A 13,120-nucleotide genomic window follows, 5' to 3' on the forward strand; every position below is an offset into this window, starting at 1 on the left:
CGCACGAGTGCCCGGCCCACGACCCCCTCCCCCGGGGAGTGTCTATCCACTTCGAACCTCCGATTCACCCCTTCGGGCAGGCGCTCGGGGTGAAACGGGGGAGCGCTGGGGGGCGCGTTCGGCCGGTGTGGTTCTCGGAGTGATCACCGCCGACCTACCGTCGACACCATGGGACGCGGGGACCTCGGCACGCTGGTACGGATCTGCGATCCGGCGGGCCGACCGCGCGGAACGGGCTTCGTGGCCGACGACCGGGGAACGGTCGTCACCAGTCACGAGGCGGTCGACAGACTCGTACGGATCCTGCTGCGCGCCCCCGGCGAGCCCGACCGCCTCGCCGAGGCCCTCACCGTGCTTCCCGAGGCGGGCCTCGCGCTCGTACGGGCCGAGGGGCTCGGCGTCCGTCCGCTGCCGGTCGCGGCGCGGACCGAGGTGGAGGCCGGGACGTACGTACGGATCGCGGCGCACGGCTGGCGCGAGGCGCGGGTCCTGGGCACCGCCCCCGTCACGTACGCCGCCGGTGACCGGCGGCGCCCCCTCGCCCGGCCGGCCTGGGAGCTGGCCATCGGCACCGAGGGCGCGGAGGCCCTGCGGCTGGGCGGCCAGGCCACGGGCGGGCCCGTCGTGGACCCGGAGACCGGAGCCGTCCTCGCCGTCCTCGGCACCGCGCTGCACGGCGACCACCGGGCCGCCGGATACGCGCTGCCCCTCACGCCCGGGGGCCCGCTGGCCGAACTGCTGAGGCGCAACGCGGCGACCGCCCCCTGCTACGGGCGCGAGCTCAACCTGGCGGGCGTGGCGGAGCTGACCGCGACCGCCACCGCCACCGCGACCTGCACGGGGGTCGCCGCCACGACGGGGAGCGGGGCGGCGTGGCCACCGCCGGTCGAACGGGCGGACTGCGTCCGGGAGTTCGCGACCTTCGGCGCCTCGGACGCCCTGGTCCTCGCCCTCGTCGGCGTCCCCGGAAGCGGACGCACGACGGCGCTCGCCGCGCACTGCGCCGAGCGGGCCCGAGGGGCCGAACCCGCCCCCACCCTCTGGCTGCGCGGGGCGGACCTGCGCGCCGAGGACGCCTCGGTCGCCGACGCCGTCGACCGTGCCCTGCGCCAGGCGGGCCGGATCGTCACCGCGTCGGGCGTACGGGGCGACATGTCGACCGCCACCCCCGCACGGGTCGCCGCGCTCGCCCACGAGGCGGGGCGGCCCCTGCTGGTCGTCCTCGACGGCCCCGAGGAGATGCCTCCCACCCTGGCCCACCGCCTCCCGGCCTGGACGACGGGCACCGAAACCTGGCTCCGCGCCCACGGGGCCCGTCTGATGCTCGGCTGCCGCCCGGAGTTCTGGGAGCGGGCGGTCCGCCTCCACGCCCCCGAGTCACTGCACCGCGCCGCCGAGGCACAGGGCGCCGTGCCGCTCGGCGACCTCACGGAGGACGAGGCCGTGCTCGCCCGGGCGCGGTACGGGCTTGCGGCCGGCGATCTGGCGGCCGACGACGCCCGGCACCCGCTCGTGCTGCGGCTGCTCGCCGAGGTGCGGGAGGCCGTGCCCGGGGGAGCGCCGGGGAGACCCGGGCGGGAGGAGGTTCTCGGGGCCTACCTCGACCTGATGTGCCTGCGGGTCGCGGTGCGGATCGCCGCCGGGACCCGTCCCGTGCCGCGCGGTTCCGCCGTGCGCCGGCTCGCCGCCCGAGTGGCCGGGCAGGTCCACGAGGCGGCCCGCCGGTGCCTGGGCCCCGGGCAGGGGGAGCTGGACCGGGGTTCCTTCGAGGAGGTCTTCCCGTGGCGGACCGGCTGGGCCTCCGCCGTCCTGACCGAGGGGCTTCTCGTCCCGGCCGGCTCCGGCTACCGCTTCGGCCACGAGGAGGTCGCCGACTGGATCCAGGGCGCCCACCTGGACGTCGACGAGGCCCTGCTCGCGCTGGTCCACCGCCGGGGCGAGGGGGCGCCCGTCCGCCTCCCGGCCCGCCCCGGCGCCCCGCACACGGTCCTGGCACCGGACCCCCTCCCCGTACCGCGTCACCGGATCGGCCCTGTGGTCCAGGCCCTCCTCCTGATGGGCCGCGAGCACGGCTCCGAGGCGCTCGGGCGTCGGCTGACGGGGCTGGTCGAGGCCCTGGACCGGCTCCGCGCGGACGGCCGGGCGAGCACCGACGCCGCGTGGTGGGCCTCCCGGCTCCTCCACCGGACCCTGCACCGCCTCCCGGACCCCCGGCCCTACCTCCCGGTCCTCCGCCACCTCGCCGACCACCTGGGCACCCACCCGACCGCCCCACGCCCGCCCGACCAGGCCTGCGGCACAGGACCGAACACCGGCCCGGCGCGAGCCCCCGAGATCCCCGCCCCACGCCCCGCCCCGGCCCCCCCACCACCCGCCCGCCTCACAGAGCCCCTCGGCGCCGCCCCGACCCCCGGGCGGGTGACCGCCCCGACGCCTACCGCGGCCCCCGGGTGGGAGACCGCCACGACGCCTACTGCGGCCTCCGGACCGAGGCCAGCCGCGGTGCCCGGGTGGGTGACCGCCCCGACGCCTACCGCGGCCCCCGGGTGGGAGACCGCCACGACGCCTACTGCGGCCTCCGGACCGAAGCCCGCCGCGATGCCCGGGCGGGTGGCCGCCCCGACGCCTACTGCGGCCTCCGGACCGAGGCCCGCCGCGATGCCCGGGCGGGTGGCCGCCCCGACGCCTACCGCGGCCTCCGGACCGAGGCCCGCCGCGATGCCCGGGCGGGTGGCCGCCCCGACGCCTACCCCGGCCTCCGGACCGAGGCCCGACCCGACGCCCGAGCCGCCGCCCGCCCCTGCCCCCCGGCCGGAGACCGCCCCGGCTTCCGGCACGGGACCCAGCCCCGCGCCGCCTCCCGGTCCCCACCTGCTGCCCGCGCCCAATACGGCCACCGCCCCGCCCCCTCCCGCGCTCTTCGGCCCGGCGTTCTGGGTGGGGCTGCGGGTCGGGGAGGGGGAGCGGATCGATCTGCTGCGGCGGCTCGTGCCCGCGGACCCGCCGCCCGGAAGCCACGCCGCGCCCCGGTTCCTCGACGCCGTCGCCGCGCGGCTCGTCGCCGAGCCCCGGGGCGTACAGCCGTTGCTCTGCCGCTGGTTCGGCGACGGCCGCCCCCTGCGCGCGGCCCCGCACGCGACCGTCGGCACCGCCGCGCAGGCCCTGCTGCACACCCATCGCCACCTCGCCGTCGACGACCTCTGCGAGGCGCTCGTCGCCACCGCCCACCCCCTCGCCGACGGGCTGCTCACCGCGCTCGCCGAGGACGAGCCGTCCGCCGTCTGCCGGGCGGTCGACCGCTGGGCCCACGACGACGGTCGGGCGGCCCGCCGCGCCGCCGCCGCCACGTACGGCAGCCTCGTCGCCGCCCACGCCACGACCGGCCCCGACCGGGAACTCCTCCGCTACGCCGCCCTCGCCCTGCTCGCCCGCCCCGCCGACGCCACCCTGCACGGCGCCGCCCTCGGGATCCTCGTCCGCGACCCGCACACCCGCGCCCGCCATCTGCCCCGCGCCCTGGCCGACCGCCGCGTCCCCGCCGCGGTACTCACCACCGCGCTGGCCGCCCACCCCGAACCCGTCCTCGCCGCCCTCCAGGCACGGCTGGACGGCCCGGGGGAGGCCGCCGGAGAGACCCTGCGGGCGCTCGCCGAGGTCACCACGCCCGCCCTCGCCCGCCGCGCCGCCGCCCTCGTCCACGAGTACGTCGACCGCCACCCCGACGGCGCCCCCCACGCCGCCGCCTTCGTCGACCGCCGCCTCGAGGACGGCCCCGCCGCCCGAGCCGTCCTCTTCCCCCTGGTCTCCGGCCTGATCCGGGGCCGCCCCGCGCAGGTCCGCGGCGCACTCGCCCCGGTGCTCGCCGCGCCCGGCACCGGCGCCTCGCGCCTGCTGCGTACCGAACTCCTCGACGTACTCCTCGACCACGAGCGGTACGAGGCACGGGACCTCGCCGTCCTCGACGCCCTGCTCCGGGCCGCCGCCCTCGACTGCGCGCGCCGTCCCGAGGTCCGCACCCGCGAACTCGTCCACCGCACCGGCCTGCTCCTCGTCCGTACGGCCGAGGGCGCGACCTGCCTCGACCGGCGGCTCGTCGAGCTCGCCCGCGAGGTCCCCGCGTTCGCCGCCCAACTGGCCGGATGGCTGGCCGCCGACCCCGACCACTGGGCCCTCGTCGTCGGGCCCAGCACCTGCCGTACCGTCCAGCGCATCGGCAGTTCCATGCCGATGCGAGGCGACGGCCGTGGGCATGGCAGTCTTAGACCTGCGTAATCGGCGAACAGGCGGACGAGGAGCGGTCACAGTGCAGCGCTGGCGTGGCTTGGAGGACATCCCCCAGGACTGGGGGCGCAGCGTCGTCACCATCGGCTCCTACGACGGTGTGCACCGCGGGCACCAGCTGATCATCGGACGGGCCGTCGAGCGCGCCCGTGAACTGGGCGTTCCCTCGGTCGTCGTGACCTTCGAGCCGCACCCCTCCGAGGTCGTGCGGCCCGGCAGCCACCCGCCGCTGCTCGCCCCGCACCCCCGCCGCGCCGAGCTGATCGCGGAGCTGGGCGTGGACGCGGTGCTCGTCCTGCCGTTCACGGCCGAGTTCTCGCAGCTTTCCCCGGCGGACTTCATCGTGAAGGTGCTCGTCGACAAGCTGCACGCGAAGGCCGTCATCGAGGGCCCGAACTTCCGCTTCGGCCACCGCGCCGCCGGCAACGTCGCCTTCCTCGCGGAGCTGGGCGCCACCTACGACTACGAGGTCGAGGTCATCGACCTCTTCGTGAGCGGTACGGCGGGCGGCGGCGAACCGTTCTCCTCCACGCTCACCCGCCGACTGGTCGCCGAGGGCGACGTGGAGGGCGCCGCCGAGATCCTCGGCCGCCCGCACCGCGTCGAGGGCATCGTCGTCCGGGGCGCGCAGCGCGGCCGCGAGCTCGGCTTCCCGACGGCCAACGTCGAGACGCTGCCGCACACCGCGATCCCGGCCGACGGCGTGTACGCCGGCTGGCTGACCGCGGCGGGGGAGCGCATGCCGGCCGCGATCTCGGTCGGTACGAACCCCCAGTTCGACGGCACCGAGCGGACCGTCGAGGCGTACGCCATCGACCGCGAGGGTCTCGACCTCTACGGCCTGCACGTGGCCGTGGACTTCCTGGCGTACGTCCGCGGCATGCTGAAGTTCGACACGCTGGACGACCTGCTCGCGGCGATGGCCGGAGACGTCAAGCGCTGCCGCGAACTCACCGAGGCGTACGACAGCAAGAGCTGACGCGCCGGACCACCGCCGGCGCGCCTCGCCTCTCCCCGTCACCGGGTGACGACCGGCGTCACCAGGTGACGACCAGCTCCCGCGGGCCCCGGATCAGGCCCTTGGACTGGAACACCGTCTCCTCCGCCGGGCCCGCGAGCCGCAGCTCCGGGTAGCGCCGCAGCAGCGTGGAGAGCATCACCTCGGACTCCATACGGGTCAGCATCGCGCCCATGCAGTGGTGCGGCCCGTGGCCGAACGACACATGGCCGGTGCCCTCCCGGTCGAAGTCGACCTCGTGCGGGTCCTCGAAGACCGCCGGGTCGCGGTTGGCGGCCAGGTAGGACGCGTACACCGCGTCACCCGCGCGGATCAGCACCCCGCCGACCTTCACGTCCTCCGTGGCGATCCGCGGCAGCCCGACGCCGTTGCGGTGCGGGATCCAGCGCAGCAACTCGTCCACCGCCTGCGGCAGCAGCTCCGGCTCGGCCCGCAGCCGGGCCATCAGATCCGGCCGGGTGAGCAGCAGATACACCATGTTGGCGCTGTTGTTGCGGACCGCGTGCGCGCCGCTGATGAGGATCGCCATGGCCAGCGAGACGGCCTCGTCGACGGAGATCCGTCCCTCGGTCAGGGCCTCCGCGAGCTCGCCGGCGAGATCCTCCTGCGGCTCGGCGCGCCGCCGGTCGAGCAACCGGGTGATGTAGCCGTGGATCTGGGCCTTGGCCGCCCGGCTGTTCTCCGGGCCGGGGCCCGAGGAGAGGATGAGGTCCGGCCAGGAGGCCAGCTCCGCGCGGTCCTCCTCCGGGATGCCCAGCAGATCACACACCACGGCCATCGGCAGCGGGCCGTGCAGATGGCGCATCAGGTCGGCGGGCTTTCCCGCCTCCTCCATCGCGTCGAGCAGCCGGTCGGCGGTCGCCTGAGCCATCGGGCGCAGCCGCTTGGTGTTGTGCCCCGTGAAGGTCTTCGTCACGGCCTTGCGCAGCTGGGTGTGGTACGGCGGATCGGCGTAGTTCAGGGCGGCCTTCGAGGCGACCATGTGGCCGGTCATGCCGGTGACCATGCGGTCGAGGAGAGCCGTTCGGCTGAACCGGGGGTCGGAGGTCACGGCGCGTACGTCGTCGTACCGCGTGACCAGCCACGCCTCGTTCTCGGCGGCGAACGGCAGCCGGATGCGGGCCACCGGCTCCTCGTGGAGCAGTTCGATGAGCAGGGGGTCGAACTCAAGGGCGGGCAGGTCGTCGACCGCCCAGGTGTGGACCGGCCGGAGATCCGCGGCCGTCGGTTCGGAGGTCATCTCGGACGTCATGAGGAGGCTGTTCCCGGCGCGGGGCGGCGGCGACACGCCGAGCGATCACAGCCCCTCGGACGGAGCACGGCATCCGGGCGCGAGGTCACGCTCCGTATCACGCTCCGTGGGCTCCTGGTGACGCTCGCGGTTGCGGCGTGCGCGTCACCGGGTGAGTGTGGCGGCAGTTCGCGGTGTACGAGAACGAAGGAGCGACTGTCGTGGTGACTCTGTGCAAACCCGCGGTGTCCGTACCCGAGTACGTGATCACGAGGGAGGAGACGCTCGCCCTCGCTCGTTCGCTGCACGCCGACCACCCCCAACTCCCGTTGGCCCTCCGGCTGATCGAGAACACGGGCGTCACCCAGCGGCACATCGTCCAGCCCATCGACGAGACGCTGCGCCACCCCGGTTTCGAGGAGCGCAACGCGCTCTACGAGAAGGAGGCCAAGGCCCGCGTCCCGAAGGTCGTCGAGGAGGCCCTGCGCCACGGCGGGCTGCGCCCCGCCGACATCGACATGATCGTCTACGTGTCGTGCACGGGCTTCATGATGCCGTCGCTGACCGCCTGGCTGATCAACACGATGGGCTTCCCGAGTCACACCCGGCAGGTGCCGATCGCCCAGCTGGGCTGCGCCGCCGGAGGCGCCGCCATCAACCGGGCGCACGACTTCTGCGTGGCGTACCCCGACGCGAACGTCCTCATCGTGGCCTGCGAGTTCTGCTCGCTCTGCTACCAGCCCACCGATCTGGGCGTGGGGTCGCTGCTCTCCAACGGCCTGTTCGGCGACGCGGTCGCGGCGGCGGTCGTCCGGGGCAGGGGCGGCACCGGGATCGCCCTGGAGCGCAACAACTCGCACCTGGTTCCGGACACCGAGGACTGGATCGCGTACAGCGTCCGGGCCACCGGCTTCCACTTCCTGCTCGACAAGCGCGTGCCGACGACGATGGAGCCACTGGCACCGGCGCTCCGCGAGATCGCGGGCGACCACGGCTGGGACGCGGGCGCGCTGGACTTCTACATCATCCACGCGGGCGGGCCGCGCATCCTCGACGACCTCAGCCGCTTCCTCGAAGTCCCGCCCGAGTCCTTCCGGTTCAGCCGGGCGACCCTGACGGAGTACGGCAACATCGCCAGCGCCGTCGTCCTGGACGCGGTGCGCAGGCTCTTCGACGCCGGCGGGCTGCCGGAAGGCGCCCGCGGGATCATCGCCGGGTTCGGGCCCGGGATCACGGCCGAGATGTGCCTGGGCCGCTGGACGACGGCCGTCATTCCCTCCCTGGAGCCCGACCTCAAGGCCCGCCGCATCGTCGGCTGCCCGGCTCCCGTCCAGCCGGCGCCGACGACGAGCTGACGCCCGACCGGCCTCCCCGCGCACCCGGCGAGGCCGGTCCCGCGGCGTCCGTCCGGACCGCGTGGCCGGTCCCGTCCAGTCCGCCCGCCGGGCCCGCCCGTTCGCTCTTCCGCCCGTTCCCCGCTCTGCCCGTTTCCGCTTTGCCCGTTCAGCAAAGGAGACCCGCATGCCCGTTACGCCACCCTCCCTCCGTCGGGCCGTGCGCGGCCCGGCCGCGCTCACCGCGCTGCTCGCCGGCGTCGCCGCCGCGTCCTTCGCCGGTGCGCCCGCCCAGGCGGCGCCCCAGGGGAAGGTGCCCATGCACCAGTGCTGGATCAACGGCGTCTCCGCGCCGCCCGGAGAGCTGGTCAGCGGCACCGAGAAGGACGACCACATCTTCTGCGACAGCGACCTGGAGAACGTCACCATCTGGGGCGGTGACGGCAACGACATGATCGAGGTCCGCGGCCTCGTCATCGACTCCGCCATCAGCGGCGGGGAGGGCGACGACGTCATCCGCGCCAAGCACCTCGTGCCCCAGAACGGCTTCAGCATGGTCCGCGGCAACCGCGGCAACGACGTCATCAAGGTCGCCACGGTCGTCGGCGACGGGGCCAAGGGGGCCGTCGTCCACGGCGACGACGGTGACGACAAGATCACCACCGGCTCGGTCTCCGGCGCGCCCACCAAGTTCAACCGCGGCGGCGGCATCGTGACCGGCAACGACGGCGTCGACATCATCAAGGTCGGCACGATCGACTTCTCCGCCCGGGTCCTGGGCGGAAGCGAGAACGACACCATCGAGGCGAAGGCCCTCGGGCCCGAGTCCGGCGGCCTCATCCAGGCGGGCCCGGGCGACGACAAGATCAGCGGCCCCGGCGGCGCGATCCTGATCGTCGGCGAGCACTGGGGGAGCGTCGACGCCGGCGTCGGCAAGGACGACTGCAGGGTGAAGTCGGTCTCGACGCGGACCTCGATCAGCGGCTGCGAGATCCTGCCGAAGCCCGACCCGTCCCACTCCAACTCCGGCCACAAGCCCCCGAACCCCTCGGCCCCGCAGGCGGCGGCCGAACCCGCTGCCCAGCCCCCGGCCGAACCGGCGGCCGAACCCGCGGCCGACCCGGCGGCGGACCCCGCGGCCGACCAGGCTGCCGACCCCAACGGCGAGCACCCCGGGCCCTTCACCAACTGAAGCCCGTACGAACGGCACGCTCCCGGCTCCCGCCCGGTCCACCTGGGCGAGCCGGGAGCGTCCGCGCGTCAGGCGCCGCCCCAAGCCCCTTCCCGCACCCAGTGGCAGGCCACGTCCCGCTGTCCGCCGCCCGCGAGGACCGGAAGGTCCTCCGTACGGCAGCGGTCCGCCACCGGCGCCGCCTCGCCCGACGCGAGGACCTGACAGCGGGCGTGGAAGCGGCAGCCGGACGGGATGCGCGCCGGGTCCGGAGGCTCGCCCGTCAGGACCACCGGCGCGCCCTCCGACTCCGGCAGCACCGACAACAGCGCCCGCGTGTACGGATGCCGAGGCGCCGTCAGTACCGACTCCACCGTGCCGGTCTCCACGATCCGCCCCAGGTACATCACCGCCACCCGGTCCGCGATGTTCCACGCGAGACCCAGGTCGTGCGTCACGACCAGCGCCGAGAGCCCCAGTTCGTCCCGGAGCCGTAGCAGCAGCGCCAGGATCTCGCCCCGTACCGACGCGTCCAGCGAGGCCACCGGCTCGTCCGCGACGATCAGCTCCGGCTCGAGGACCAGTGCGCCCGCGATGACGACGCGCTGGCGCTGACCGCCCGACAGCTCGTGCGGATAGCGCAGGAAGAAACGCTCCGGAGGCCGTAGACCGGCCCGCGCAAGTGCCTCCGCGACCGCCGCCCGCTCGTCCCCCTCGTAGCCGTGGATGCGCAGCCCCTCGGACACGGCGTCGTACACGGTGTGCCGGGGGTTCAGCGAGCCGCTGGGGTCCTGGAGGACCAGCTGCGCGCGCCTGCGGTACGCCTTGAGGGCCCGGGAGCTGTACGAGAGCGGCTCACCGGCGAAGGTGACCGTCCCGGCCGTCGGCGGCACAAGGCCGAGCAGCGACCGCGCCAGCGTGGTCTTGCCGCACCCCGACTCGCCGACGAGCGCCACGATCTCCGCGTGGCCGATGTCCAGATCCACCCCGTCCACGGCGCGCGCGGCCGGAGCGCCCCGCCGCCCGGGGAAGGTGACGCGCAGCCCGCTCGCCGACAGCAGCGGCCCGGTCGCGGTCGCCGCGCCGGCCGACGCCCCCGCCCCGTCCTCGGTCAACGGGTTCATGAGCCACTCCCCACGTGTACGCAGGCCGCCCGGCGCCCCGCGCCCGCGTCCCGCAGTTCCTGGTCCTCGGCCCCGCAGACCTCCACCGCCACCGGGCAGCGCGGATGGAACGCGCACCCGCCCGGCAGGTCGGCCGGGTCCGGCGGGTCGCCCGGAAGGCCCCGCGGCGCCCGCCGGGACGCCGGGTCGCCGATCCTCGGGAAGGCCGAGGACAGCGCCCGCCCGTACGGATGCTCGGCCGCGTCGTACACCGACCGCGCCGGGCCCTCCTCCACCACCCGGCCCGCGTACATCACCGCGAGCCGGTCGCAGGTGTCCGCGAGGACCGCCAGATCGTGGCTGATCATCAGCAGACTGATGTCGTCGTCCGCCACCAGTCGCTCGATCAGCCGAAGGATCTGCGCCTGGATCATCACGTCGAGCGCCGTCGTCGGCTCGTCCGCCACGATCAGCCGCGGATCGCAGGCCAGCGCCATCGCGATCATCACCCGCTGCCGTTGACCTCCCGACAGCTCGTGCGGATAGGCCGCCGCCCGCGCCGCCGGAAGCCCGACGTGTTCGAGCAGCTCCCCGACCCGCTTGCGCGCCGCCGCCGGTGTCGGGCGCCCGTGCACGAGCAGCGGCTCCGCGATCTGGTCGCCGATCCGCCGCACCGCGTTCAGCGAGTGCATCGCGCCCTGGAAGACGATCGACGCGCCCGCCCAGCGCACCGCCCGCAGCCGCCCCCACTTCATGGCGAGGACGTCCTCGCCGTCGAGCAGGATCTGGCCGGTCAGCCGGGCCGACGCCGGCAACAGGCGCAGCAGCGCCAGCGCCATCGTCGACTTCCCGCACCCCGACTCGCCCGCGACCCCGAGCTTCTGCCCGGCGGCCAGGGTGAGGTCGACGCCCCGCACGGCGGGGACGGCGGACGCCCCCGACCCGTACGTCACGCTCAGGTTCCGTACCTCCAGCAGGCTCATCGCCCCACCCCCAGCTTCGGGTTCAGCACGGACTCGACGGCCCGCCCGCACAGCGTGAAGGCGAGCGCGACCAGCGCGATCGCGATCCCGGGCGGGGCGAGGTACCACCAGTGGCCGGACGAGACCGCCCCCGCCTCCCGCGCGTCCTGGAGCATGCCGCCCCAGGAGACCACCGTCGGATCGCCGAGGCCGAGGAAGGCCAGCGTCGCCTCGGTGAGGATCGCGGTGGAGATTCCGAGCGTGGTCTGCGCGAGGACCAGCGGCATCACGTTCGGCAGCACGTGCCGGCTCATGATGTGCCCGTGACCGCCGCCGAGCGCGGTGGCCCGCTCGATGTACGGGCGGGACTCCACCGCGATCGTCTGGGCGCGCACCAGCCGGGCCGTGGTCGGCCAGCTGGTGATGCCGATCGCGAGGACGACCGTCCACATCGAACGGGACATCACGGTGGCGAGCACGATCGCGAGGACCAGCGCGGGCATGACGAGGAACCAGTCGGTGATCCTCATGACGACCGTCGAGAACCAGCCGCCGTAGTGCCCGGCGATGATGCCGACGAGCGTGCCGATGGCGACCGAGAGCGCCGCCGCGAGCAGGCCGACGAGCAGCGAGATCCGCGCGCCCCAGATCAGCAGGCCGAGCAGGGAGCGCCCGAACTGGTCGGTCCCGAGCGGGAACGCGGCGCTCGGCGACTCCAGTGCCGTACCCGGCGCGTTCGTCACCGACTGCACGTCCGCGCCGACGATCAGCGGCGCGGCGAGCGCGAGCAGGGCGAGCAGGGCGAGCCCGGCCAGGCCGTAGAGCCCGGCGCGGTGGGTGCGGTACTGCTGCCAGAAGCGGGACACGGCGTTCTTGCGCCGCGTCCAGGTCAACGAGGTCGTCATCGGCCCACCCGGGGGTCGAGCAGCGGATAGAGCAGGTCGGCGATCAGGTTCATCACGATCATCGCCCCGGCGAAGACCACGAACAGGCCCTGGACGAGCGGCAGATCGGGCACGCTGAGCGCCTGGTAGAACAGCCCGCCGAGCCCCGGCCAGGAGAACACCGTCTCCACCAGGATCGACCCGGCGGCCACATGCCCCAGGTTGATGAAGATCATCGTCACGGTCGGCAGCAGCGCGTTCGGTACGGCGTGCCGGCGCCGTACGACGTCGTCGCGCAGCCCCTTCGCCCGCGCCGTCGTCAGGTAGTCGCTGCCCATCTCGTCGAGCAGCGAGGAGCGCATCACCAGCAGCGTCTGCGCGTAGCCGACCGCCACCAGGGTCACGACCGGCAGCACCATGTGGTGGGCGACGTCGAGGACGTACGCGAAGCCCGTCTCGCCCGTGCCCGACTCCATGCCACCGGTCGGGAAGAGCCCCGGGATCGGGCCGATGCCGACCGAGAAGACGATGATCAGGAGCAGCCCGAGCCAGAACGAGGGCACGGACCACAGCGTCAGCGCGACCCCGGTGTTCACCTTGTCGCCGAGGCCGCCGTGGTGCCAGGCGGAGCGGGTGCCGAGCCAGAGCCCGAGGGCCGAGTAGAGCACCACGGCGACTCCGGTCAGCAGCAGCGTCGCGGGCAGCTTCTGCGCGATGAGATCGCCGACAGGCGCGTGGAACTGGTACGACGTGCCGAGATCGCCGCTCAGCGCCTTGGCGCAGTAGTCGGTGAACTGCTGCCACATCGGCAGGTCGAGCCCGAACTGCCGCCGCAGGGTGGCCAACTGCTCGGCCGAGGTGGGGACGCCGTGGGTCATCGCCTTGACCGGGTCGCCGGGGATGATCCGGAACAGGAAGAAGCTGGTGACCAGCACGGCGAAGAGCGAGACGGCGGCGCCGCCCAGCTTGCCGGCCACGTAACGGAGGTACTGGAGGGTCGTACCGGTGCGGGGGGCGCCGTCCGTGGCGCGGGGCCCGGGGGGGCCCGCCCCCCCCGCCCGGGGGCGTGGGGGTCAATGACGCCTGACCCACTCCCCACTACGAACTGCAAAACCCGGGGTGGGGCGGGGGTGGGG

The 13,120-nt window shown here is 74.6% G+C and carries 9 protein-coding genes; 4 read left to right on the forward strand and 5 right to left on the reverse strand.

The annotated features are described in order from the left end of the window. The first annotated feature begins 168 nt into the window (after window positions 1-168). Together ACWF79_RS30040 and ACWF79_RS30045 are read left to right on the forward strand one after the other, a co-directional pair. Complete coding sequence (locus tag ACWF79_RS30040) at window positions 169-4,272, forward strand: trypsin-like peptidase domain-containing protein (RefSeq protein WP_453731317.1); 4,104 nt, start codon at window positions 169-171, stop codon at window positions 4,270-4,272. Between the two features lie 31 nt (window positions 4,273-4,303). Continuing rightward, on the forward strand, window positions 4,304-5,260 hold the full coding sequence (locus ACWF79_RS30045; protein ID WP_453731318.1) for a bifunctional riboflavin kinase/FAD synthetase: 957 nt from the start codon (window positions 4,304-4,306) through the stop codon (window positions 5,258-5,260). 58 nt (window positions 5,261-5,318) lie between these two features. Here ACWF79_RS30045 and ACWF79_RS30050 read toward each other — a convergent pair whose 3' ends face one another. Next, window positions 5,319-6,551: a cytochrome P450 gene (locus ACWF79_RS30050; protein WP_453731319.1), complete on the reverse strand. Its 1,233-nt coding sequence runs from the start codon at window positions 6,549-6,551 to the stop codon at window positions 5,319-5,321. Window positions 6,552-6,751: 200 nt separating this feature from the next. On the opposite strand from ACWF79_RS30050, the gene ACWF79_RS30055 reads away from it, so the two are divergent. Together ACWF79_RS30055 and ACWF79_RS30060 are read left to right on the forward strand one after the other, a co-directional pair. Continuing rightward, window positions 6,752-7,885, forward strand: a complete 1,134-nt coding sequence (locus tag ACWF79_RS30055) for a type III polyketide synthase (protein ID WP_453731320.1) — start codon at window positions 6,752-6,754, stop codon at window positions 7,883-7,885. Between the two features lie 166 nt (window positions 7,886-8,051). Beyond that, the gene (locus ACWF79_RS30060) at window positions 8,052-9,056 is read left to right on the forward strand and encodes a hypothetical protein (protein WP_453731321.1); all 1,005 of its coding nucleotides are present in this window, start codon (window positions 8,052-8,054) and stop codon (window positions 9,054-9,056) included. A gap of 68 nt (window positions 9,057-9,124) precedes the next feature. On the opposite strand, the gene ACWF79_RS30065 is transcribed toward ACWF79_RS30060, so the two are convergent. The 4 genes from ACWF79_RS30065 to ACWF79_RS30080 are packed head-to-tail and all read right to left on the reverse strand — an operon-like array spanning window position 9,125 to window position 12,961. Beyond that, window positions 9,125-10,159: an oligopeptide/dipeptide ABC transporter ATP-binding protein gene (locus tag ACWF79_RS30065; RefSeq protein WP_453731322.1), complete on the reverse strand. Its 1,035-nt coding sequence runs from the start codon at window positions 10,157-10,159 to the stop codon at window positions 9,125-9,127. Beyond that, entirely contained in the window at window positions 10,156-11,121 is a 966-nt protein-coding gene (locus ACWF79_RS30070; RefSeq protein WP_453731323.1) for an ABC transporter ATP-binding protein, read from the reverse strand. Before ACWF79_RS30070 ends, ACWF79_RS30065 begins: the two co-directional genes overlap by 4 nt. After that, window positions 11,118-12,005, reverse strand: a complete 888-nt coding sequence (locus ACWF79_RS30075; protein WP_453731324.1) for an ABC transporter permease — start codon at window positions 12,003-12,005, stop codon at window positions 11,118-11,120. The genes ACWF79_RS30070 and ACWF79_RS30075 overlap by 4 nt, the downstream gene beginning before the upstream one ends. After that, window positions 12,002-12,961, reverse strand: coding sequence for an ABC transporter permease (locus ACWF79_RS30080; RefSeq protein ID WP_453731325.1), 960 nt, complete (start codon window positions 12,959-12,961; stop codon window positions 12,002-12,004). Before ACWF79_RS30080 ends, ACWF79_RS30075 begins: the two co-directional genes overlap by 4 nt. Window positions 12,962-13,120 lie beyond the last annotated feature (159 nt).

This window comes from Streptomyces sp. NPDC054975 (assembly GCF_053609105.1).